Source organism: Trinickia caryophylli, from assembly GCF_034424545.1.
GTDB lineage: Bacteria > Pseudomonadota > Gammaproteobacteria > Burkholderiales > Burkholderiaceae > Trinickia > Trinickia caryophylli.
The window spans coordinates 3,172,581-3,194,096 of the sequence record NZ_CP139970.1; the positions used below are offsets into that span (position 1 = coordinate 3,172,581).

Below are 21,516 nucleotides of genomic sequence, written 5' to 3' on the forward strand. Positions count from 1 at the left end.
CGCGTGCGCGCCGCCCGCGTGCCCGTCAACCCCGTTCAACGCTTTGAAGCGGAAGAAGCCCACACGATGCTGATTCATCCCAATTTCGACCCCATTGCGATTCACCTGGGCCCGCTGGCCGTTCGCTGGTACGGCCTCATGTACCTCGTTGCGTTCGTGATGGCGATCGTCGTCGGCCGGCTGCGCCTGCGCCTGCCGCACGTCGCCGCGCAAGGCTGGACGACGAAAGATATCGACGACATGCTGTTTTACGGTGTGCTCGGCACGATTCTCGGCGGACGTCTCGGCTATGTCCTCTTTTACAAGGCCGACTATTACTTCATGCACCCGCTCGACGTATTCAAGGTCTGGCAGGGCGGCATGTCGTTTCACGGTGGCTTTCTGGGCGTGACGCTGGCCATGATGCTCTTCGCCTATCAGCGCAAGCGCAGTTGGATGCAGGTGACCGATTTCGTCGCGCCTATGGTGCCGACCGGTCTGGCCGCGGGCCGCCTCGGCAACTTCATCAACGGCGAACTCTGGGGCCGCGTGACCGATCCGGCCGCGCCTTGGGCGATGTTGTTCCAGAATGCATCTGAGGACGACGCGCGTTGGCTCGTCGCGCATCGCGAGCTTGCGGCGAAGTGGCATCTGGACGGCATCTTCGCGCAGTACCACATGCTGCCGCGACACCCGTCGCAACTGTATGAGATTGCGTTGGAAGGCATCGCGCTTTTCGTCGTGCTCTGGTTCTTCTCGCGCAAGCCGCGGCCGGTGGGGGCCGCATCGGCCGTTTTCCTGATCGGCTACGGGCTCGCGCGTTTCACCGTGGAGTTCGCGCGCGAACCCGACGATTTCCTCGGGCTGCTGGCGCTCGGCCTGTCGATGGGGCAGTGGCTCTCGCTGCCGATGATCGTCGCGGGCGTGCTGCTGCTCGCCTGGTCCTACCGGCGTGCCCGCAACGCGCCCACGGCGCTGGCGCGCTAGCGCGTCATCTGCACCGCGCCCGATACGCTGACGGCCACGCGCGTCTTGCCGCCTTCGATCGGCAGCGGCGCGGCCGGTGCGCTTTCAGTGGCCATCGCGCGCATGGCGTAGAGCGGCCGCGGCGGCGTTTCGCGCCCGACGTTCACGCTGCGCACGACATAACCCGTGTAGCCGAACGCGCGGGCCGCCGACTCGGCCTGCTTGCGAAACGAAGCGATCGCCTCGCCGGTGAGCTTTTCGGCTGCGTTGCGCTGTGCTTCAGGCGAGAGCGAGAACGAAACGTTCGCGACTTGCATCGTCGCGTTCAATTGCGCCGCGAGCTGTGACGCGGCTGCGAAATTACGCGATTCGAGCACGACCTCGGTGCGCCCGCGCCATCCTGAAATGCGGCCGTCACGATCCGTCGACGGATAGATAGAGAACGTGCCCGTATGTGCGCTGACGTCCGATGCCGACTTGGCGGCCTTCAGCGCGGCAGCCGTGCGTTGATTGAGCGCATCGGTGAGCGAGGCTGCGTCCTTCGCCTGCTGCTCGTAAAAGAGGGTGATGTCGACGACATCCGTCGCGACGTCGTCGCTGGCTTGCGCGGAAAGCGAAAGCACGCCGGAGGGCGCGGTTTCGCTCGATACGGCCGGCTCGGCGAACGCGCTCATCGACGCCAGGGCGGCGGCGGTGGCAAGCGTGAAGACGGCAGCGGTGGTTTTTCTCATCTCAGGTTCCTTGTTGTTGAGAAAACGGTCGGCGGGCACGCGGCTCAGGCGAGCCGCTCGGTAATGAAGCGCCACTCGGCCTCGGTCACCGGCGTGATCGAAAGCCGGTTGCCCTTGGCGAGCACGCGCATGTCGGCAAGCTCAGGGTGGGCGCGCAATTCCGCAAGCGGGATCAACGGCGTTTTCTTGACGAAGCGCACGTCCACCAGCATCCAGCGCGGTGTCTCGCGCGTCGATTTCGGGTCGTAGTACGGACTCTTCGGCTCGAACTGCGTCGGATCGGGGTAGGGCTGCGAGACGACCTCGGCGAGCCCGGCGATGCCGGGCTCCGGGCAGCTCGAATGATAGAAGAGCACGCCGTCGCCAAGCTGCATCGTGTCACGCATGAAATTGCGCGCCTGATAGTTGCGCACGCCGGTCCACGGCAGCGTGCTGGAGGGAGCGTGGGCGAGGTCGTCGATGCTCGCTTCGTCCGGTTCGGACTTCATCAGCCAATAGCGCATGGGCGATTCGAATGGCGCGAAACAGTTCGAAAGGAACACGCCCGCTGGGCGGCGTGCATTTGGAGCGATTATGCCGTGCCCCAAATGAAAACGGCATCGGATTGACCGATGCCGTTGAATAAAGTCCCCGCCTTGGCCGCTAGGCCGGCATCCTGAACCGGAGGTTCAGAATTGGTCGCAGTTAGCCGCACTTCGGGTACATCAGACTGAGTGACGCGCACACCCGTGCTGCAAATTTCCGCAACCGTGCACATGGCATTGGTTCAAGGAATCTATGACCTTGGCGAACCAGGCAGGGAAGCCGTAAAACCTGTGTGAATCTCATATTGCCAGTCAACGGGCAGTTTGGCTACCCACTGACCACTACTCGCGGTATCGGCATCGATGTCAACCTGCGGACGTCAACCGATGCAAACCGACACCTTTACCGTGCCTCGCCTTGCTCGAGCACGGCATCGAGCTGTTCGTTCATTTGCTGCATTGTACGCCGGATTTCCTCCGCGGGAAACGCTTCGCCATGGCGCACGCTTTCCTGCAGCCGGACCAGTTCCGATGCGAGCGAGAGCGCCGCCATCACGGCGATGCGATCGGTGCCGCGAATGTTGCTGTGGGCCCGAACCTTGGCCATCTCGGCATCAACTCGCGCAACGGCTTCGAGCAGGGCGGCCTCGGTTTCGGCCGAGCATGCGAGGCGGTACGTCTGGCCGAGAATCGAGGCTTCGATCTGTCTGGTCGTCATGCGTTTTCTCCGTGCTGAGCCGCTGCGCCGTTGGGCGCCGCCGCGTTCTCGCCGGACGGTGCGAGCAGATCGAGCTGGTTGTCGGCGTCGTACGCGCCCTTGCCGCGCGGCAGTTTTTCGAGAATCGCGTTGAGGCGGACCTGTGCATCGTCGATCTTCGCGAGCAACGTATCCCGTTCGACCTGCAGCGCGTTGCGTTCATCGCGCAAGAGCGCAAGCTCCGCGCGGGCGGTGTCGTTTTCCGCCCGCAGCTGGGCGAGTTGCTCTTCGAGCGCGTGACGGGCCTGCTGCTGGCGTTCGTTGATCGCGATCAGCCGGCCGATGTTCTGTGACAAAGTTTCGAGTTCGTTGAGCATCTGCTGCGTCCTCTAAAGACCTGCGCATTTTAGCGCGGAATACCGATGTGTCCGACCTCTGTCTCGTATCGAGACGTAACAGGGCGGTTTCGGCGCGAAAATAGGCACACGTCCCCCGTATTTTTGCAAACGATGCACGAGGCGCGCCAACGCGGCAGCCGCCAAATGCCAGTGCTTTTTGCCGATGGCGCGCGAAGCCGGTCATTCTTGACGCCCACACCCCCCGCTCCTACACTTGCGGCACTTTGGTGCTCGCGCGCTCGCCCTGATGCGCGCGGTTAAACGGGAAACAGGGAGCGAAGTCCGCCCGGACCAGCCAACCTGTGCTGCCCCCGCAACGGTAAGCGACATGCCGCGCTGCAATGCGCGGCGACTCCATTCAGTGCCACTGCGCCGCGAGGCGCGGGAAGGCGGATGCGAGCGGTCGCCAGCCCGGATACCGGCCAGAGCGGGGGCGTGCCGCCTTCGGCGGCCGAGCCGCCGCCAGCGCTGCGCCCGTGCCGATGCGGCTCGCGGGGAGCGGGCGGCATTCCGATCCCACAGGAAAACAAGATGATTCCCATGCCCTTCGCAAGGGTAGCCTTCGTCGCGCTCGCCGGCCTGCCGCTCGTTGCGCGTGCCCAGTCGGCGCTCGACTCCACGATGCCCACGCCTCGTCCCGTCTCGACAGACTCCGCGCCCGCCGCCTCACCGAGCGCGTCCGCTTCATCGGCCGTCGCCGCCACGTCCGCTGGCGAGACGGGGAACCCGCGCGCCGGCAAGCTCGCCCCGATCGTCGTGACGGCGCAGCGCTCGCCGCAGGCGCTGGCCGACGCGGTCCCGCAAACGACGCGCTTGAGCCGCGAGGATATCGACGATTCGGGCGCGACCGATCTCGCGGGCGTGCTCGCGCTTGCGCCCGGCGTGCAGATCGTCCGCAACGGCGGGCCCGGCGCGAATGCGGTTGCGCTGCTGCGCGGCGGCTCGGCCACCCAATCGCTTGTGCTCGTCGACGGCGTGCGTGTCGATTCGGTAAGCCTCGGACAAGCGCAGCTCGCACAGATTCCCGCCTCGCAGATCGATCATGTCGAAGTCGTCAACGGCGACGTATCGGCGCTCTACGGCTCGGGCGCGATGGGCGGCGTCGTGCAGGTATTCACGAAAGCGGGCGGCGACCATCCGCCGCGCTTTCATTTTTCGGCGGGCTATGGCAGTTACGGTACGCAAACGCAGCAAGCCGGCGTGGACGGCGCGCTCGACAAGGCGGGCAAGACGACGTTCAGCTTCGAGGTCGCGCGTTTGAAAAGCAATGGCTTTTCGTCGATCGATCCGCGGCTGGCTCCCAATGCGAATCCGAATGCGAACGGGTACCTGAACGAAAGCGTATCGGCCGCGCTGCGTCACAGATTCAATGACCGATGGGACGCCGGGGTGCGCTACTTCCAGTCGAACGGCAATGCGAGCTTCGACGACGCGTACGGGGTGCCGACCGACATCAACAACCTCTACAGCAAGGTAAGGCAGGCGTCGGTCTTCGCTAACGGCAAGCTCACCGATTGGTGGACGACGCATGTCACGCTCGCCGAAGGAGACGATCGCAGCATCCAGAAGAAGAACGGCGTCTACGACAATCGGTTCGATACCACCAATCGGCAATACACGTGGCAAAACGATTTTGCGCTGGCCGCAGGGCAAACCGCCCAGCTCGGCTACGAGCGACTCGATCAGCGCCTCGACTCGGACATCTTTTCGGCGCCGGCACGTCATGTGGACTCGGTCTTTGCCGGCTATACGGCGCGCTTCGGCGCAAGCCAGATTCAAGCCAACGTGCGGCGCGACCGCTACTCGGACTTCGGCAGCGCGAATACCTACTATCTGGGTTACGGCTACGACTTCACCGAGCACTGGAAGGCGATAGCGAGCTACTCGAGCGGGTTTCGCGCACCGAGCTTCGACGACCTCTACTATCCGGGCAGCGGCAACACATCGATCAGGCCCGAGCGCAGTCATTCGATCGAGGCGGCGTTGCAGTATGCGTCCGATTCGCTCGGCGTCGTGCGCCTGTCCGTCTTCCAGACGCGCTATACGGATCTCATCGACTATGTCTCTACCCAAGGCGGCCTTTACTATCTCGCCGAGAATGTCGGCCGCGCCAAGGTGCAGGGCGTCGAAGGCGCATGGAGCGGCCGGATCGGCGCCACGCGTGTGCGCACGTCGTTCACGGTGCAAAATCCTGTCGACGAAACGTCCGGCAAGGACCTCAACCGCCGGGCAAGGCACTTCGCCACGCTGTCCGCGAACCGCGATCTCGGTGCGTGGCGCATCGGCGGACAGTGGCGCGTCTCCGGCGTGCGGCAAGACAGCGGCAGACCGCTCGGCGGTTACGGCGTGGTCGACTTGTCGGCGCGCTACCGCATCACGAAAGCTTGGTACGTGTCCGCGCAAATCGAGAATCTTTTCGACAAGCCCTATGAATTCGCCTATTCCTACAACACACCGAGACGCAGCGCATTCGTCACACTCGGTTGGCAACAGCAGTGACGCCGCGCGCGGCCAGAGCCAGAGCGGGCGCCATGTTCCGCTGAGCCACGCGCGATGAATCGGCCCGTCTCGCACGCGCATGCACCGATGTCGGCTCGCCGCGCCGCGCTGATCTGGCTCGTGCTGGCAGCGGCGGCGTTCACCGTATTCGCTGCGGCGCTCGCGCTCGGCAGCGTCCGCGTTTCGCCAGCGCAGGCGTTGGCCGCGCTCGTCCATGCGGGGCCGGCCGACGCGAGCGCCGAAATCGTGCGGGCGCTGCGCCTGCCGCGCGCGCTTGCCGGCTTTGCCTGCGGCGGCCTGCTCGCCCTGGCCGGGGCGCTGCTGCAGGTACTGCTGCGCAATCCGCTGGCGGAGCCTTATGTGCTCGGCGTCTCGGGGGGCGCCGCCGCGTTTGCCGTACTCGCGCTGATGGCCGGCTCGGCCTGGTGGTTCGTCGATGCCGCGTCGTTCGCCGGCGCGCTGCTTTCGATCGGCTTGCTGTTCGGCCTCGCGCGCCGCGAACTCGGCCGCGGCGAATCCGCCGAAGCGTCGCCGCGGCTTCTGCTTACAGGCGTGGTGATCGCGACGGGGTGGGGCGCGGTCATCACGCTGCTGCTGTCGATCGCGCCCGACGACCGCCTGCGCGGCATCCTGTTCTGGCTGACCGGCGACCTGAGCGGCGTCGCCCGGCCCTGGACCGCACTCGTTGCGCTCGGCGCCGCAATGGCGCTCGCCGTGCCGGTCGCGCCGCAACTGAACGTGCTCATGCGCGGCGAACCGTTCGCGCTCGCGCTCGGCGTGCCCACGGGCCGCCTGCGCCTTCGCATCTATCTCGTGGCATCGCTCGCGGCAGCGGCGGCCGTGACGACCGCCGGCACGATCGGGTTCGTCGGCCTCGTCGTGCCGCATGCCGTGCGGCTCGCGTGGGGCAGCGATCAGCGCATGCTGCTGCCTGCCAGCGCACTGGCGGGCGGCGTGACCGTCATGGTTTCCGATCTGGTCGCGCGCACCGTCGTCGCACCCACGCAGTTGCCCGTCGGCGCGATCACGGCGGTCATCGGGGTGCCCGTGTTTCTCTGGATGCTGCTGCAAAGGCCCCGATGACTGACCGACACACAGGGCACGCGCATTCGCTCGCCACGCGCGGTTTGAAGCTCGCGGGCGGCGGGCGCACGCTGCTCGAGCATTGTTCGCAGACGTTCGGGCCCGGGGAGATCTGGTGCATCGCGGGGCCCAACGGCGCGGGCAAGACCACGCTCATTTCGACGCTCGCCGGGTTGTTGAGCCCCGCCGCCGGGGCCGTGGAACTCGACGGCGTGCCGATCGGCGAGTGGCCGCGGCCCGCACTCGCGCGGCGCCGCGCATTGATGCCGCAAAGCACGCACGACGTCTTCAGCGCGAGTGTGCTCGACGTCGTGCTGCTCAACCGCTTTCCCCACCTCGCGGGCTGGGGCTGGGAGGCGGCCACGGACCGCGAAGCGGCGCGCGCGGCGCTCGATGCCCTCGCGCTCGGCCCGCTTGCAGCGCGGGACGTCATGTCGCTGTCGGGCGGCGAGCGGCAGCGCGTCGCGCTAGCCGCCGCGCTTTGCCAGGACGCGCCATTGCTGCTGCTCGACGAACCGCTCGCCCATTTGGATCTCCATCATCAGATCGATTGTCTGACCGTGCTTGCGCGCTGGGTCGAGCAAGGGCCGCGCACGATCGTGTTTTCGTGCCACGATCTCAATCTGGCCCGCCGCTTTGCGACGCATGCATTGCTGATGGACGGCGAAGGCGACGCGCACGCGGGCACCGCGCGCGATATCCTGGCGCCTGGGCTCGCGAGCCGCGTGTTCGGGTTTCCCCTCGTGCTCGTCGAACAGGACGGCTACGAGGCGCTCGTACCGGCGCTCCGGACGCCGCGACGCAACGGCGGCGGCGTTGCCGGATAGAGGCAAGTCGGACGATGCGAGTATCGTGTTGCCTTTGGCGCGGCGGCCGCGATGTTTCGAGGCCGCTGTCCGTTTCATTTGAACGCTTATGAATGCTCCTTTACCGTTGCCTGTCGTCGAGCCGCTCGACGCGTCGCTGCGCGACACGCTGACCCACATCATCGATACGAAGACGAAGCCGCAAGGCAGTCTCGGCACGCTCGAAACGCTGGCTCGCCAGATCGGCATGATCCAGCGCTCGACACGGCCCTCGATCGATCGACCCGCGATGATCGTCTTCGCCGCCGATCATGGCATCGCGCACGAAGGCGTCAGCCCGTATCCGCAGGCCGTGACCGCGCAGATGGTGGCGAATTTTCTGGCTGGCGGCGCGGCTATCAACGCATTCAGCCGTGTGGCCGGGCTTACGCTCGAAATCGTCAACGCGGGCGTGGCAATGCCGCTCGGCACGCTCGCCGGCCTCGTCGACATCCCGGTCGGCCCCGGCACGCGCAGCTTTGCGCGCGAGTGCGCGATGACGCGCGACGAAGCCCACCTCGCGCTGGCGGCGGGCGCCGCGCGCGTGCGGCACCATGCGGCACTCGGTACCAACGTGATCGGCTTCGGCGAGATGGGGATCGGCAACACGTCGTCGGCCGCCTGCCTGATGAGCCGGCTGCTCGGGGTGCCGATCGACGAATGCGTGGGGCGTGGCACGGGCCTCGACAACGCCGGGCTCGCGCGCAAGCGCAACGTGCTTGTTTCCGCGCTCGCGCGGCATGCATCCGCGACTGAGCCGCTCGATGTGCTCGCTGCCTTCGGCGGGTTCGAGATCGCCATGATGGTGGGCGCCTATCTTGCGGCGGCACAGATGAAGATGACGATACTCGTCGACGGGTTCATCGCGACGGCCGCGCTTGTCGTGGCCGATGCGCTGGCGCCCGCCGTGCGCGATTACTGCATCTTCGCGCATCTGTCCAACGAAGCGGGGCACCGGCGCATGCTCGATTACTTCGGCGCGAAGCCGCTGCTCGCGCTGGACCTGCGGCTCGGCGAAGGGACCGGTGCGGCGCTCGCTTTGCCGGTGCTGCGCGCAGCCGTCGCATTCCTCAACGACATGGCGAGCTTCGAGTCGGCCGGCGTGGCGGGCCGCGAATCGCTCGAGACGCGGTGAGCGAGGGCGACGGCCGGCGCCCCGCGGCGGGCTCCGCAACGCTCGAGACGCGCGGCGAGCTACGCTACTTCTTCGCGGCGCTTGCCTATTTCACGCGCGTGCCGGTGCCGCGCGGCGTTGGATTGGATGCGAGCGATCTCGGCGGCGCCATCCGGTATTTCTCGCTCGTCGGCGCACTCGTGGGTGCGCTCGGTGCCATCGTCTTTCTGGCGGCGCTGCGTGTCTTTCCCGTGCCCGTGGCCGTGCTGCTCTCGATGGTGGCCACGCTCGCCGTGACGGGCGCCTTTCACGAAGACGGTCTGGCCGATAGCTGCGACGCGTTCGGCGGCGGCGCCACGCGTGACGATGTGCTCCGCATCATGCGCGATTCGCGCATCGGGGCGTTCGGCGCGATCGGGCTCGTGATGGCGCTCGTGCTCAAATGGCAGACGCTCGCCGCGTTGCCGCCGATTGCCGCCGCGTGGCTCATGGTCGCGGCACATGCGGCGAGCCGCGCGCTCGCGGCCAGCTACCTCGTCACGCTCGACTATGCGCGCGCCGAGGGCAAGGCGCAGCCCGTCGCCCAGCGCCTGTCCGTCAGCGCCTACTGCCTCGTTACCGTACTGGGTTTCCCGTGGCTGCTGTGGCCCGTCTGGCGGGGCGGCCTCCTCGCGCTCGGCGTGACGCTGGTGCTGCGCGCCGCGCTCGCGCGGTACTTCGTGCGGCGTATCGGCGGCTACACGGGCGATTGCCTGGGCCTGGCGCAGCAGATCTTCGAGATCGTCATCTACCTCGTGTTACTTGGATGGATCTCGTTCTGATTCGTCATCCGCCGCCCGCCGTCGAAGAGGGCGTTTGCTATGGCTGCACCGATCTGCCGCTGGCCGGAGCGCCCGATGCGGCGGCCGATGCGTTCGTTGCGCGGCTCGCCTTGCTCGGGGCGCCGAGTCCGCAAACGCTGTTGACGAGCCCTCTCGTGCGTTGCGCTGGCGTCGCGGCCGAACTGGGCAAGCGGCTCGGCCTGCTGCCGGGCACCGATGCCCGTCTTCGCGAAATCGACTTCGGGGCTTGGGAGGGCCGGCGATGGGGCGACATCGATCGCGCGGCGCTCGATGCGTGGGCCGCCGATCTTCATCATGCGCGCGCGCACGGTGGCGAGAGTGTGGCCCAATGCTCGGCTCGTGTGGCCGAATGGTTCGAGGCATGTCGCGCGTTGGCCGCCGGCAGCGCGTGGGTGCTCACGCACGCGGGCGTGATGCGCATCGTCGCAGCGCGGGCGCTGAGCCTGCCGCTCGAACAGACGCTGAGCTGGCCGGTCGGGATGGGCGGCATCGTCTGGCTGCGAGGTGGGCGTGACGAAATGCGCTGGCAACTGGTGCGGTGGAACGCCTGAAAAGGCGGTCGCCAGGCCGCCTCGTGCCGGCACGCCGTCAGGAAGCGGGGCGAGGCCCGCTGTCACGCAAAGCCGGCCGGCGCGAGCGCGCGCGCTCCAGATCGCGGCACAGTTCGTCGATGCCGTCGGCGAGCCGGGGGCCAGGCCGATTGATGAGGTCGCCGTCGATCGAGAAGAGGTTGCCCCGCTCGACAGCCGTGAGGCGCGGCCAGGCACGCCACATGGCGAGATCGGGCAGCGGCGCATCGGCCGCGGGTGCGGTGGCGCCCGCATGCGCGGTCACGATCGCTTCGGGATCGGCCGCGACCACCGCTTCCACCGAAACGGTCGGCACGCGCGGCGCAAGCCCGGCGAACACGTTGCGGCCGCCGCACAGTGCGATGGCGTCGCTCACGACGTGCGAGCCGTTCAACGTCATCAGCGGCCGGTCCCACACCTGATAGAACACACTGACCGGCGCCGCGGCCGCGTAGCGGGTACGCAGCGCAGCGATGCGTTCGCGAAAACGCGCGGCCGCCTCGTGCGCCGTCGCTTCGGTTCCAAGCAGCGTGCCGAGCCGCTCGAGGTCGGTCGCCACATCGCCCACCTTGCGCGGCTCGCTGTGGAATACGGCGATGCCGAGCGTGCGCAAACGGTCGACTTGCCGCCCGTCGTTGCCATGGCGCCATACGACGATCAGATCGGGCTTCAGGGCGACGATCCGTTCGAGATCGAGCGCCGTGTTGCTGCCCACGCGGGGCAACGCCTTGGCCTCTGGCGGATAGTCGCTGTAGGACACCGCGCCGACGAGCGTCGCGCCGCCGCCGGCCGCGTAGACGAGCTCGGTTCCGTGCGGCGCGAGCGAGACCACGCGCCGGGCGGGCGCGGGGAGCGTGACCGTATCGCCCGCATCGTCGACGACACTGACGGCGGCCTGCGCGGCGGAGGTTGTCGCGAGCGCGGCCAGCGCGGTCGCGGCGAGGGCTGCGCGCAGCGTCACGGGCGTGGCCCGGACGTTTTCACGGGCATCGGGAGCCCCGCGACCATCAGCGTGACCTCGCGCGCCGCGGCCGCCACGCGCTGGTTCAGGCGGCCCAGTTCGTCGACGTAGCGGCGCGTGAGCGAACCGAGCGGGACCACGCCGAGGCCGATTTCATTGCTGACCACGATGATGCGGCCGCGCGCCGCCGACAGGGCGGTGACGAAGGCATCGAGATGCGCCGTGGCCCGGGCGTCGTCGCCGTCGGATGCGTCATTGCCCTCGGCGGCGGCGCCGACCGGGCACAGCAACTGAGCCAGCCAGAGCGTGAGGCAATCGACGAGGACGCAACCGTCGCGGCTGTCGGCCCGGGCGAGCGCCTGCGGGAGATCGGCGGCCGCCTCCACGAGACCCCAGTGCGCGGGCCGTCGTGCGCGATGGTGGGCGATGCGCGCGGCGAACTCGCCGTCAGCGGCGTCCGGCTGGGCCGTGGCGATGTAGGTTACGGGGCGCTCGCTCGCGGCGGCGAGCTGCTCGGCATAGGCGCTCTTGCCCGAGCGCGCGCCGCCCAGGACAAAGAGAAGATCGGGGCGATCGGGGAAGTCGGATGCGGTCATCGGGCGATTGTACCGGCCTGCCGACGCGCGAGGGCTTCGGCGGCGGGCCATTTGCCGATATGATCGACAGCGCGATGCGCATCTGAGCGACGCGGGCAAACCGGCCGCACCAAGCGGCCTTCTACTCGGGAGTGTTCATGACGGTAATCGTAGTGGCGAACCCCAAGGGCGGGGTCGGCAAAAGCACGCTGTCGACCAATCTGGCGGGCTCGTTTGCGGCGAGCGGCGAGTGGGTGGCGCTCGCCGACCTCGATCGGCAGCAATCGGCTCATGCGTGGCTGGCGCTGAGGCCGCAGGGGCTGCCGGTGATCGAAACGTGGCAATTGGATCCGGAGGCGCCGGCGAAACCGCCGAGAGGCCTCGAGCGGGCGGTCATCGACACCCCGGCCGGTCTGCACGGCACGCGGCTCGCTGTCGCGCTCGAGCTGGCCGACAAGGTCATCGTTCCGCTGCAGCCGTCCATGTTCGACATTCTGGCCACGCAGCATTTCCTCGAGCGGCTGGCCAAGGAGAAGGCCGTACGCAAGGGAGCGATCGAAGTTGGCGTGGTGGGGATGCGGGTCGACGCGCGCACGCGCTCGGCCGATCAGTTGCACCGGTTCGTCGAGAGCCTCGAACTGCCGGTGCTCGGTTACTTGCGCGATACGCAAAACTACGTGCAGCTGGCCGCGCACGGCCTCACGCTCTGGGATGTGGCGAAAAGTCGCGTCGAGAAGGACCTCGAACAGTGGGAGCCCATCGTCGAGTGGGCATCGCGCTGAGCGGGCCGGCTGGTCGAGCCGGAGCGGCCGGTTCTGGGTGTGCGCTGCGGGTACCCGCTGTGGGTACCTGCTGTGGGTACCTGCTGCAGGCACCCGCTCTAGGTGCCTGCGGTCGACTTGAGCCGGATTTCCCGAAACTCGAACCCGGTGGGGGAGGGGTGTCAGGTCCAGTGCTGAAGCGGGACGTGTCCTCGGCTGCCTTTGATCTTGTTGTGTTCGTCGACGAAGACGAGCTTCGGTTCCCACCCGGCCTTGAGCTCGGCCTCGTCCACGGCCGCGAACGCCGCGATGATGACGAGGTCGCCGAGCTGCGCGCGCCGTGCGGCCGAGCCGTTCAGCGAGATCATCCCGCTGCCGCGCTCGCCGCGGATCGCGTAGGTCGTGAACCGCTCGCCGTTGTTGATGTTCCAGATGTCGATGCGCTCGTTTTCGACGATATCCGCCGCTTCGAGCAGATCTTCGTCGATTGCGCAGGAGCCTTCGTAATGAAGTTCGCAGTGCGTGACGACGGCGCGGTGAATCTTCGATTTCAGCATGTGGCGCTGCATGATCGTTTCCTCAGATGTTTGCCGCGAGGCAGACGTCAGATTTCCAGGTTGTCGATGAGGCGCGTGGCGCCGAGCTTGGCGGCCGCGAGCACGACGAGCGGGGCCTCGGTTTCGTCCGCGGCGGGCGCGAGGAGGTCGATGCGCTTGCGCACGGCCACGTAGTCGGGCGTCCAGCCGCGCGCCGCGAGACTCTCCATGGCGAGCCGCTCGAGCCGCGCGAAATCCCGTTGGCCGGCCAGCACGGACTCGCGCAGTTGGCCGAGCGCCGCGGCGAGCATGGGGGCCTCGGCGCGCTCGGCCTCGGTGAGGTAGCGGTTGCGCGAGCTCAGCGCGAGCCCGTCGGAGTCGCGTACCGTCTCGGCGGCGATGATATCGGTCTGCAACGCGAACTGGTGGCACATGCGCCGCACGATCATCAACTGCTGGTAGTCCTTCTTGCCGAAGACCGCCACGCGCGGCTGCACACAGGCCATCAGCTTCATCACGACCGTGCACACCCCCGTGAAGAAACCGGGGCGGAATTCGCCCTCGAGGATGTCGCCGAGGTCGTGCGGCGGATGGACGCGATACTCCTGCGGCTCGGGGTACATGTCGCGCTCGGTGGGGGCGAAGAGCACGTAGACGTTTTCCTTCTCGAGCTTTGCGATATCGGCTTCGAGCGTGCGCGGGTATTTGTCGAAATCCTCGTTCGGGCCGAACTGGAGCCGGTTCACGAAGATACTCGCCACGACCGGGTCGCCGTGCTGGCGCGCGAGCCGCATCAGCGAGAGGTGCCCCTCGTGCAGATTGCCCATCGTCGGCACGAACGCCGTACGGTTCTGTCCGCGCAACTGGTCGCGCAATTCCTGGATCGAGCTGATGACTTTCATGAGTGATGGACCGGATCGGTGCGCGCTCGCGCGAGCGGGTTCAAAGCGCGCCGATTGTAGAGGATTTGGCCGGAGGCGGCATCGTTTAGAACCGGTTCTCCAACTGCGGCGGCGTCATGCCGGCAGGTAGGCGAGCCGCACGTAGATCGGCGCAAACGGTTCGGCTTGCGTGATCTCGATCAGCGATTCGCGCGAGAGTTCGAGCATCGCGATGAAGTTGACGACCACGACCGGAACGCCGCGCGACACGTCGAACAGATCCGAGAATTCGACGAAGCGCGCACTTTGCAGCCGGCGCAGGATCAGGCTCATGTGCTCGCGCACCGAGAGTTCCTCGCGCGAGATCTTGTGATGCTGCACGAGCTTCGCCCGCTTGAGCACGTCCGCCCAGGCCGCCCGGAGATCGTCTGTTGCGACGTCCGGAAAGCGCGGCGCGATGCTCTGCTCGATATAGACCTCGGCGCGCAGGAAGTCGCGTCCGAGCTGGGGCAACTGGTCGAGCCGTTGAGCCGCGAGCTTCATGCGCTCGTATTCGAGCAGCCGTCGCACGAGCTCGGCGCGCGGGTCCTCGGCGTCTTCGCCCGTGTCGGCCTTCTTGACCGGCAGCAGCATGCGCGATTTGATCTCGATCAGCATCGCCGCCATCAGCAGATACTCGGAGGCGAGTTCGAGATTCGTGTGGCGCAGCTGTTCGACATAGCCGAGATACTGCGCGGTGACATCCGCCATCGGGATGTCAAGCACGTTGAAGTTCTGCTTGCGGATCAGGTACAGCAACAGGTCCAGCGGGCCTTCGAACGTTTCGAGAAAGACCTCGAGCGCATCCGGCGGGATATAGAGGTCTTGCGGCAGCTTGAAGAGCGGCTCGCCGTAAAGGCGAGCGAACGCGACGCCGTCGACCGTGTCGGGCGTCGAGTCGGTCGCGGGCGTGGTCAGCTCGTTCGGCGGCCCGCCCGGCTTCGAGCGGCCGACCTCGTCGGCGGCATTCACGCTCGGCGGCTCAGAAGTTCTGGTAGTAGACGTAAGGTGTCTGCTTGACGCGCGCAGCCTGCTGGCGCGCACGTTCTTCGAGATCGATCGGCGCCTTGTCCCACAGCAGGGCGCGGCCGCGCCGCTGTTCTTCCTCGAGCGCGGGCTGCTGCTGCTTCAGTTGATTGAGAAACTGCGTGATGTCCGATTGATACATGGCTCGACGATCGTAGAAAATAGGGACAGGCAGGTGCGCGGCACCTCCTCCAAAGCGGGATTCTAGCGCATGCGCGAATACGCGGAACATCGCGGGCCGCCCAGGCGTCCAAGGCGGGCGTGCGGTGGGGCATGTGCATTCCCGCCAGGCGCGGCTTCGCCGAGGTGCGGCTTCTCCGGCGTGCGGCTTCGCCGGCGTGCGGCTTCGCCAGCACGTAGCCGGGACGGCCGCTTGTCGGCCCCGCGCCCCGCGCCTGTGGTCAAATGCCATACGCGCCAACATACGCGCCAATACCGGGCAGCCGCCGGCATTGGCGCGCGGCGCATGCTCGTTCAACGTTGCCGGGAGGTCCCGTTTGCGGGGAGCAGTGATCGATATGCCGTTTGCGCGGCCCACCGAACGCCGTTGGGGCGTGCGGCTCGCGCGCGGCTGGCGCGCAGTCGCCGTTGGCCTCGCATTCTGTACGATGGCGTTGCCGGCAGCGGCGAAATACCGGGTCGACATCGACGCGCCGCGTCCCATCAGAAAGCTGCTCGAGCAGCACCTTGATCTCGCGCGCTTCGCCAAGCGCGAGGACATCAGCGACGACCAGTTCCAGTTCCTCGTCACCGCGACGCCGGAGCAGGTCCGCGACCTCGTGGCGACGGAAGGCTATTTCTCACCGGTGGTACGGACCGACGTGCGAGCCGTCGAAGGCAAGCGCGACGTCACCGTACACGTCGATCCGGGCCCTCGCACGGAAGTGACATCGGTCGATCTGAAGTTCGAGGGCCCCGTGACCAGCGAGGAGCCGGCGCGTGAGAACGCCGCGCGCTTCGCCTTTTCGCTGCGCACAGGCGATCCGTTCACGCAGTCGAGCTGGAGCGATGCGAAGGCCGCGGCCTTGAAGGCGCTTCAGACACGCCGCTACCTGGGGGCGAAAATCGCGCGTTCCGAGGCGCGCATCGACCCGCGCAAGCGCACCGCCGCGCTGTCGGTCACGTTTGCGAGCGGCCCGACGTTTACACTCGGACCGCTCGACATCTCGGGCGTGCGCCGCTATCCGCGGGAGATCGTGACCAACGTGAATCCGCTGTCGGTCGGCGAATTCTACGACAGCAACCGGATCGCCGAGCTGCAACGGCAAATGCAGAACACGCCCTATTACGCAAGCGTGGCGATCGACGTCGATAGTGACGTCGACAAGCCGCACGAGACGCCGATCCACGTCAAGGTCAGCGAGTACCCCTACAACAGCGTGCGCGGCGGCGTGGGCTACGCGACCGACACGGGCGCGCACGTCCAGGGTGCCTACAGCTATCTGAACATGTTCGGGGCCGCATGGCCGCTCTCGGTGCAAGGACGGCTCGATCAGATCCAGCAGTACGGGCAGATTCAGTTGTCGATGCCCCCGGGCCAGCGCGGTTGGGTCAACAGCGCGCTGGCCTCGTACACGAGCACCGATGTGTCCGATACCCACATCTACAGCGCGCGCATCGGCCTGCAGCGAACGCGCACGGCGCAATTCATCGATTACGCCTATTCGCTGCAGTACTACATCGATCGCCTCGATCAGAACGCCGCGGGGCCGGTCACGAGCCGCGCGCTCGTGCCGCAGTGGTCCTGGACGCGGCGCAACGTGGACGATCCGCTCTTTCCTCGCTCGGGCAATCTGTTGCATGCCGAGGCCGGCTTCGCGCTCAAGAGCGTCGCGTCCGATGCTAGCTTTTTGCGTGGCTACGCGCGCGGGGTTCAGTATGTCCCGGTCGGCAAGCGCGATCTGGTGCTCGTCCGGGCCGAATTGGGCGGCGTGTTCACGAGCGGCAGTTCGAGCGACATTCCCGCATCGTTGCTTTTTCGCGCGGGCGGTTCGAACTCGGTGCGCGGCTATGGTTTTCAGAGCATCGGCAACAACGTTTCGGGGTCGGTGCTGCCGACCAAGTACCTGCTCACCGCAACCGCCGAGTATCAGCATTGGTTCTCGCACAATTGGGGCGCGGCCGTCTTTTACGACATCGGCACGGCCACCGACACGTGGCACGAGCGGACGTTCTTCCCGGGTGCGGGCATCGGCGCGCGCTGGCGCAGCCCCGTGGGGCCGATCAACCTCGATCTCGCCTACGGACTACGCAACAAGAGCGTGCGGCCTTACCTGACGCTCGGCATTGCCTTCTGACACTGCAGATATTTCCGATCCCTTCGATTGCATGACGAACGAATCGTCTCCAACGCCTTCCGACGACGCGCAGCGCGGCGATGAGCCGCATCCGCCGCGCCGGCCGCGCCCACCGCGCCGTGGGCGTCGCGTGCTGCGCGGGTTGGGAATCGCGGTGTTCGCGCTCGTCGCACTCGCGCTGGCGGCCGTCCTCGCGCTCTATGGCGCGGTGACGACCGAGCGCGGGACGCGCCTTGTCTGGCGCGCCGCCGTAGCCGTATCGGGCGGCCGGCTCACGGGTACGCTCGAAGGCGGCACGCTCGCACAGGGGCTGCGGCTCTCCGATGTGCACTGGGCGCAGCCTGGCCCCGGGGGCGGTACCGATATCCGCATCGATAGGCTGAGCGGACGTTGGGCACTCACGCGCGCGCCGTGGCGGTTCACGATCGAGGATTTGTCGGCCCGCACGATCGAGGCGCGGCTCGCGCCGTCGCAAAACAATGCGCCGATGGTGCTGCCGCAGAGCCTGCGGCTGCCGCTCGAACTCGATATCCGCTCGGTTTATGTCGGCAAGCTCCGTCTCATCGACGGCAAGAGCGCGGCAGAGTACGGCGGCCTGCGCCTCGCCGGCCGCAGCGACGGCCGTCACCACACACTGTCGCTCGGGAGTCTCGACACGCCGTACGGCGCCGTCGACGCGCGGCTCGCGCTCGACGGCGTGCGGCCGTTCGCGCTTTCTGGCGATGCCCGCTATGCGGGCAAGCTCGAGAACGAACCTGTGAGCGTGGCGGCCCGCCTCGGTGGCACGCTCGAGGCGTTGAGCGCCGATATCGACGCGACGGGGTTCAAGCTCAAAGGGCGCGCACATGTCGAGGCGAAGCCGTTCGCGAGCGTCGTGCTCGAACGTGCCACGCTTTCGTTTGCCCATGTCGATCCGCGTGCATTCAGCCCGGGCGCGCCTGCCGCGGACCTTTCGCTCGATGCGCAGATCGCGCCTGTGCCGGGCGCCGGCACGTTCACCGTCGCGGGCCCGGTGTCGATCGTCAACGCCAGGCCGGGGCGGCTCGATGCCGGGCTCTTGCCGCTCATCGATGCACGCGCCGAGGTCCGGCTCGACGCCCGCGAGGAGCGGATCGCCGGGCTGCGGATCCGGCTTGTCGACGACGCGACGCTCGTGGGCGGCGGCACGCTGCGAAGGGGGCGCGGGCGCATCGATCTGCAGGCGGCGGGGCTCGATCTGAACACGCTGGCGCCAGCGGTCAGGCCGACTGCGCTCGAAGGCCCGATCGGCATCACGCTCGACGGGCCGACGCAGGCGCTCGAGTTCGACCTCGCGGACAAGCGCGCTGGTCTCGGTGCGCGTGCGAAGGTGTCGCTCGAGCCCAGCCGTATCGCACTGCGCGACGTACGCGTGACGGCGGGCGCGGGGCGCGCCGAGCTCGAGGGGACGTTGGCGCGCGACGCCGAGAGCCGCTATTCGCTGCGTGCGACGCTTGCCGCGTTCGACCCGCGCCTCGTGCTGGCGGCGACGCAGGCAGGCGCGAAAACGCGGGCCGCGGCCGCGGCTCGCCGTACGGCCGCCGTGAAACCGCGTGCGTCGGCGTCCGGCTCGCCGACTAAGCCTGGCATGCGCGCGAGCACCTCGAAGCAGGCTGTGACCGGGGTGACGGCGTGGCCTGAGGCGCGCGTGACCGGCACGTTCGCGGCAGAAGGCGCGCTCGCGCCGGTGCTGACGACGAAGCTGCGCTTCGCTCTGGGGCCGAGCGTGTACGACGGCCTGCCGCTCACGGGAGCGGGTACGCTGCAGGTGGTGGGGCAGCGGCTCCTGCCGAGCGAGGCACGGCTGTCCATCGCGGGCAACGACGTGGAGCTGAACGGCAGCTTCGGCACAGCGGCGGATCGCCTGCGCTTTCATGTGGCTGCGCCGCACCTCGAGCGGCTCGGCTTTGGCGTCGCGGGCGCGGTGCTTGCGGACGGCGACGTGACCGGCTCCCTCGCGCATCCGAACGTGACGCTTTCGTACGACGCGCGCGGTGTGGCGTTCGGCGAGAACCGTGTCGGCTCGGCCCAGGGGCGGGCGCTCCTTCGCGACGGTGCGAACGGCGCGCTCGAACTGACCACGCAGGCGCGGGATGTGCATACGGGTATCGCCGATCTCGCGGCGCTGTCGGCCCACGTCACCGGCACGCGCGCGCGGCATGCATTCGACGCGAGTGCCAAGGGCACGCTGCGTGGCCGGCCGATCGATCTGGCGCTCGCGGCGTCTGGTGGCCTCGCCGATACGCGCGACGGGCCGCGCTGGAGCGGTACGGTCACGCGGCTGACGAACACGGGCATGCCGGCGCTGGAACTGCAGGCCCCGCTCAGCGTGACGGCCGCGCGCGACTTGGTTTCGCTCGGCGCGACGCGCCTCGCCCTCGAGGGCGCGAGGCTCGATCTGCGCTCGCTCGCCTACGATCATGGCACGCTGCGTTCGGCCGGCTCGGTTTCGGCGTTATCGGTGGCCCGCCTGCTCGCGATCCGCGAGGAATTGACAGGCACACCGTCGCGCGTGCGAAGCGACCTCGTCTTTGCGGGCGACTGGGACTTCTCGCTCGGGCGTACGGCAACCGGCTATGCGCGTCTTGCCCGCGTGAGCGGCGACTTGTCGGTGGATACGGGCCGCGGCGGGCTGGCCCCGCTCGGCATCACGGCGCTGGCGGCGCGCGCCGAGTTCGGCGCCGGCAATCGTCTCGCCGCTACGCTGCATGCGGCGGCGAGCCGGATCGGCACCGCCGACGCGCGCGTGGGCCTGCCGCTCACGCCCGATCGGGCGCGCGGCGGTCTGCTCGGCGTTTCGGCCGATGCGCCGCTCGATGGAACGATCGCGGCCGACGTCCCGTCGCTGAAGACGACGGGCGGCCTCTTCGGGCCGAGCTATCTGCTCGACGGACGCCTCGCGCTGAAGCTGGCGGTGGCCGGCACGGCGGCCAAGCCCGCGCTCTCGGGTTCGCTGACGGGCGATTCGCTCTCGGCGACGTTCGTCGACCAGGGTGTGCAGTTGAAAGACGGCGTGATTCGCATTGCCCTGTCCGAAAACCTCGTCGATTTTCAGCGCGTCGAATTCCACGGCGGCGACGGGACGCTGCGCGCGACGGGCAAGATTCGGCTCGATGCCGCCGAGCCCGATCTGACGGCACAGATCGTGGCCGACAAACTGGCGCTCTTCGCGGCACCCGATCGGCAACTGTCTCTGTCGGGCAGCGCGACGGTGGCCAATGGCGGCGCGGCCGGCGGCATCGACATCGACGGCAGGTTCCGCGTCGATCACGCGCTCTTCGATATGCCGGAGCAGCCGGCGCCGCAACTGTCCGACGACGTGGTGATCGTGCGCAACAATGCCGTGGTGCGGGGCTCTCCTCCGCCGATGGAGCCGGCGATGAACAAACCGGTCGGGCGCTTTGCGCCGCGCGCCAACGTCGACATCGACCTTGGGCGTGACTTCCGCTTCCGGGGGCGCGGCGCGGATCTGGGCCTGCGCGGCACGGTGACGATGCTGTCCGCGCCGAACCAGCCGTTGCGCGCGGTGGGCAACGTGCGCGTGACCGAAGGTTCGACCTATACGCAATTCGGTCGCAAGCTCGGGATCGAAAACGGCTACTTCACGTTCAATGGCCCGGTGGCGAATCCTGGCGTCAACATCCTTGCCATGCGGCGCAATCAGGAAGTCGAAGCGGGCGTGCAGGTGACGGGTACCGTCAACACGCCGGCCGTGAAGCTCGTGTCCGAGCCGAACGTACCTGACGACGAAAAGCTCTCATGGCTGCTGTTCGGCCACGGTACGGACCAGGGCAACAACCTCGGCCAGCAAAGCTCGATGACGACAGCGCTTGCTCTGCTCGGCAGCGCAACGGGCAAGCGCGTGGCGCAGACGTTCGGGCTCGACGAATTCACCGTCGGCCGCAGCGACGTGGGCTTGACCGATCCGGAAGTCATCATGATTTCGAAGGCCATCAACGAGCGGCTCGTATTCGGCTACGAACAAGGGCTGCAGTCGGCAAGCAACGCTTTCAAGGCGACTATCAACCTGTCGCGCTTCTGGTCGGTTTCCGCTTATACGGGTACGTTCCAGGGAGTTGATATCGATTTCACACGTCGTTTCGACGGTTTTGGATCACGGCGGTGAGCTCGCGCGCCCGAGTCGTTCGGGCGCGCGCATGCCGAAAAATGAGAAT

At 67.6% G+C, this 21,516-nt stretch carries 20 protein-coding genes, 1 other RNA gene and 1 riboswitch; of the genes, 10 read left to right on the plus strand and 11 right to left on the minus strand.

Annotation, left to right across the window (positions count from 1 at the left end; translation table 11 throughout):
* Nucleotides 1-66: 66 nt before the first annotated feature.
* Nucleotides 67-966 carry a prolipoprotein diacylglyceryl transferase gene (gene lgt / locus U0034_RS14365; RefSeq protein WP_085230178.1) on the plus strand — a complete coding sequence of 300 codons (900 nt, stop codon included), beginning with the start codon at nucleotides 67-69 and terminating at the stop codon, nucleotides 964-966.
* On the opposite strand, the gene U0034_RS14370 is transcribed toward lgt, so the two are convergent.
* The 5 genes from U0034_RS14370 to U0034_RS14390 form a co-directional block, all read right to left on the minus strand.
* Nucleotides 963-1,676, minus strand: a complete 714-nt coding sequence (locus U0034_RS14370) for an SIMPL domain-containing protein (protein WP_085230270.1) — start codon at nucleotides 1,674-1,676, stop codon at nucleotides 963-965. The genes lgt and U0034_RS14370 overlap by 4 nt on opposite strands.
* 44 nt (nucleotides 1,677-1,720) lie before the next feature.
* Nucleotides 1,721-2,179: an EVE domain-containing protein gene (locus U0034_RS14375; protein WP_085230271.1), complete on the minus strand. Its 459-nt coding sequence runs from the start codon at nucleotides 2,177-2,179 to the stop codon at nucleotides 1,721-1,723.
* A gap of 120 nt (nucleotides 2,180-2,299) precedes the next feature.
* Nucleotides 2,300-2,481, minus strand: a non-coding RNA gene (gene ssrS, locus U0034_RS14380) — 6S RNA.
* A 122-nt stretch (nucleotides 2,482-2,603) separates the two neighbouring features.
* Nucleotides 2,604-2,918, minus strand: a complete 315-nt coding sequence (locus U0034_RS14385; protein ID WP_085230179.1) for a cell division protein ZapA — start codon at nucleotides 2,916-2,918, stop codon at nucleotides 2,604-2,606.
* Nucleotides 2,915-3,274 carry an ATPase gene (locus U0034_RS14390; RefSeq protein ID WP_085230180.1) on the minus strand — a complete coding sequence of 120 codons (360 nt, stop codon included), beginning with the start codon at nucleotides 3,272-3,274 and terminating at the stop codon, nucleotides 2,915-2,917. Before U0034_RS14390 ends, U0034_RS14385 begins: the two co-directional genes overlap by 4 nt.
* A 229-nt stretch (nucleotides 3,275-3,503) precedes the next feature.
* Nucleotides 3,504-3,736: riboswitch (cobalamin riboswitch) on the plus strand.
* 93 nt (nucleotides 3,737-3,829) lie between these two features.
* Here U0034_RS14390 and U0034_RS14395 point away from each other — a divergent pair.
* The 6 genes from U0034_RS14395 (at nucleotide 3,830) to U0034_RS14420 (ending at nucleotide 10,229) form a co-directional block, all read left to right on the plus strand.
* Nucleotides 3,830-5,794, plus strand: coding sequence for a TonB-dependent receptor plug domain-containing protein (locus tag U0034_RS14395; protein ID WP_386092263.1), 1,965 nt, complete (start codon nucleotides 3,830-3,832; stop codon nucleotides 5,792-5,794).
* A 54-nt stretch (nucleotides 5,795-5,848) separates the two neighbouring features.
* Nucleotides 5,849-6,877 carry a FecCD family ABC transporter permease gene (locus U0034_RS14400; protein WP_386092113.1) on the plus strand — a complete coding sequence of 343 codons (1,029 nt, stop codon included), beginning with the start codon at nucleotides 5,849-5,851 and terminating at the stop codon, nucleotides 6,875-6,877.
* The gene (locus U0034_RS14405) at nucleotides 6,874-7,704 is read left to right on the plus strand and encodes an ABC transporter ATP-binding protein (RefSeq protein WP_085230181.1); all 831 of its coding nucleotides are present in this window, start codon (nucleotides 6,874-6,876) and stop codon (nucleotides 7,702-7,704) included. Before U0034_RS14400 ends, U0034_RS14405 begins: the two co-directional genes overlap by 4 nt.
* 88 nt (nucleotides 7,705-7,792) lie before the next feature.
* On the plus strand, nucleotides 7,793-8,857 hold the full coding sequence (cobT, locus tag U0034_RS14410; protein WP_085230182.1) for a nicotinate-nucleotide--dimethylbenzimidazole phosphoribosyltransferase: 1,065 nt from the start codon (nucleotides 7,793-7,795) through the stop codon (nucleotides 8,855-8,857).
* Complete coding sequence (locus tag U0034_RS14415) at nucleotides 8,854-9,657, plus strand: adenosylcobinamide-GDP ribazoletransferase (RefSeq protein WP_085230183.1); 804 nt, start codon at nucleotides 8,854-8,856, stop codon at nucleotides 9,655-9,657. Before cobT ends, U0034_RS14415 begins: the two co-directional genes overlap by 4 nt.
* Nucleotides 9,642-10,229, plus strand: a complete 588-nt coding sequence (locus U0034_RS14420; RefSeq protein WP_085230184.1) for a histidine phosphatase family protein — start codon at nucleotides 9,642-9,644, stop codon at nucleotides 10,227-10,229. The genes U0034_RS14415 and U0034_RS14420 overlap by 16 nt, the downstream gene beginning before the upstream one ends.
* 37 nt (nucleotides 10,230-10,266) lie before the next feature.
* Here U0034_RS14420 and U0034_RS14425 read toward each other — a convergent pair whose 3' ends face one another.
* Nucleotides 10,267-11,208 carry a cobalamin-binding protein gene (locus tag U0034_RS14425; RefSeq protein ID WP_085230185.1) on the minus strand — a complete coding sequence of 314 codons (942 nt, stop codon included), beginning with the start codon at nucleotides 11,206-11,208 and terminating at the stop codon, nucleotides 10,267-10,269.
* Nucleotides 11,205-11,804, minus strand: a complete 600-nt coding sequence (gene cobU, locus U0034_RS14430) for a bifunctional adenosylcobinamide kinase/adenosylcobinamide-phosphate guanylyltransferase (RefSeq protein ID WP_102623086.1) — start codon at nucleotides 11,802-11,804, stop codon at nucleotides 11,205-11,207. The genes U0034_RS14425 and cobU overlap by 4 nt, the downstream gene beginning before the upstream one ends.
* A gap of 137 nt (nucleotides 11,805-11,941) precedes the next feature.
* Between cobU and U0034_RS14435 the strand changes: the two genes are divergently transcribed.
* Entirely contained in the window at nucleotides 11,942-12,565 is a 624-nt protein-coding gene (locus U0034_RS14435) for a ParA family protein (RefSeq protein ID WP_085230187.1), read from the plus strand.
* A gap of 161 nt (nucleotides 12,566-12,726) precedes the next feature.
* Here U0034_RS14435 and panD read toward each other — a convergent pair whose 3' ends face one another.
* The 4 genes from panD to U0034_RS14455 form a co-directional block, all read right to left on the minus strand.
* Nucleotides 12,727-13,113, minus strand: coding sequence for an aspartate 1-decarboxylase (gene panD, locus U0034_RS14440; RefSeq protein ID WP_085230188.1), 387 nt, complete (start codon nucleotides 13,111-13,113; stop codon nucleotides 12,727-12,729).
* A 35-nt stretch (nucleotides 13,114-13,148) separates the two neighbouring features.
* On the minus strand, nucleotides 13,149-13,982 hold the full coding sequence (gene panC / locus U0034_RS14445) for a pantoate--beta-alanine ligase (RefSeq protein WP_085230189.1): 834 nt from the start codon (nucleotides 13,980-13,982) through the stop codon (nucleotides 13,149-13,151).
* Nucleotides 13,983-14,096: 114 nt separating this feature from the next.
* Nucleotides 14,097-14,972: a segregation and condensation protein A gene (locus U0034_RS14450; protein ID WP_085230190.1), complete on the minus strand. Its 876-nt coding sequence runs from the start codon at nucleotides 14,970-14,972 to the stop codon at nucleotides 14,097-14,099.
* Between the two features lie 10 nt (nucleotides 14,973-14,982).
* Nucleotides 14,983-15,168 (minus strand): DUF3460 family protein, encoded by a 186-nt coding sequence (locus U0034_RS14455; RefSeq protein WP_085230191.1) that lies wholly within the window; start codon nucleotides 15,166-15,168, stop codon nucleotides 14,983-14,985.
* A 376-nt stretch (nucleotides 15,169-15,544) separates the two neighbouring features.
* Here U0034_RS14455 and U0034_RS14460 point away from each other — a divergent pair, with 376 nt between their 5' ends.
* On the plus strand, nucleotides 15,545-17,323 hold the full coding sequence (locus U0034_RS14460; RefSeq protein WP_085230192.1) for an autotransporter assembly complex protein TamA: 1,779 nt from the start codon (nucleotides 15,545-15,547) through the stop codon (nucleotides 17,321-17,323).
* Nucleotides 17,324-17,354: 31 nt separating this feature from the next.
* Entirely contained in the window at nucleotides 17,355-21,467 is a 4,113-nt protein-coding gene (locus U0034_RS14465; RefSeq protein WP_085230193.1) for a translocation/assembly module TamB domain-containing protein, read from the plus strand.
* Nucleotides 21,468-21,516 lie beyond the last annotated feature (49 nt).

What these genes read in the sequence shown, in the direction of transcription:
- U0034_RS14455 (WP_085230191.1), bottom strand. Translation starts at nt 15,168, where the DNA reads ATGTATCAATCGGACATCACGCAGTTTCTCAATCAACTGAAGCAGCAG.
- panD (WP_085230188.1), bottom strand. Translation starts at nt 13,113, where the DNA reads ATGCAGCGCCACATGCTGAAATCGAAGATTCACCGCGCCGTCGTCACG.
- U0034_RS14420 (WP_085230184.1), top strand. Translation starts at nt 9,642, where the DNA reads ATGGATCTCGTTCTGATTCGTCATCCGCCGCCCGCCGTCGAAGAGGGC.
- U0034_RS14405 (WP_085230181.1), top strand. Translation starts at nt 6,874, where the DNA reads ATGACTGACCGACACACAGGGCACGCGCATTCGCTCGCCACGCGCGGT.
- cobU (WP_102623086.1), bottom strand. Translation starts at nt 11,804, where the DNA reads ATGACCGCATCCGACTTCCCCGATCGCCCCGATCTTCTCTTTGTCCTG.
- U0034_RS14435 (WP_085230187.1), top strand. Translation starts at nt 11,942, where the DNA reads ATGACGGTAATCGTAGTGGCGAACCCCAAGGGCGGGGTCGGCAAAAGC.
- U0034_RS14385 (WP_085230179.1), bottom strand. Translation starts at nt 2,918, where the DNA reads ATGACGACCAGACAGATCGAAGCCTCGATTCTCGGCCAGACGTACCGC.
- cobT (WP_085230182.1), top strand. Translation starts at nt 7,793, where the DNA reads ATGAATGCTCCTTTACCGTTGCCTGTCGTCGAGCCGCTCGACGCGTCG.
- U0034_RS14460 (WP_085230192.1), top strand. Translation starts at nt 15,545, where the DNA reads ATGCCGTTTGCGCGGCCCACCGAACGCCGTTGGGGCGTGCGGCTCGCG.
- U0034_RS14465 (WP_085230193.1), top strand. Translation starts at nt 17,355, where the DNA reads ATGACGAACGAATCGTCTCCAACGCCTTCCGACGACGCGCAGCGCGGC.
- U0034_RS14370 (WP_085230270.1), bottom strand. Translation starts at nt 1,676, where the DNA reads ATGAGAAAAACCACCGCTGCCGTCTTCACGCTTGCCACCGCCGCCGCC.
- lgt (WP_085230178.1), top strand. Translation starts at nt 67, where the DNA reads ATGCTGATTCATCCCAATTTCGACCCCATTGCGATTCACCTGGGCCCG.
- U0034_RS14390 (WP_085230180.1), bottom strand. Translation starts at nt 3,274, where the DNA reads ATGCTCAACGAACTCGAAACTTTGTCACAGAACATCGGCCGGCTGATC.
- U0034_RS14400 (WP_386092113.1), top strand. Translation starts at nt 5,849, where the DNA reads ATGAATCGGCCCGTCTCGCACGCGCATGCACCGATGTCGGCTCGCCGC.
- panC (WP_085230189.1), bottom strand. Translation starts at nt 13,982, where the DNA reads ATGAAAGTCATCAGCTCGATCCAGGAATTGCGCGACCAGTTGCGCGGA.
- U0034_RS14375 (WP_085230271.1), bottom strand. Translation starts at nt 2,179, where the DNA reads ATGCGCTATTGGCTGATGAAGTCCGAACCGGACGAAGCGAGCATCGAC.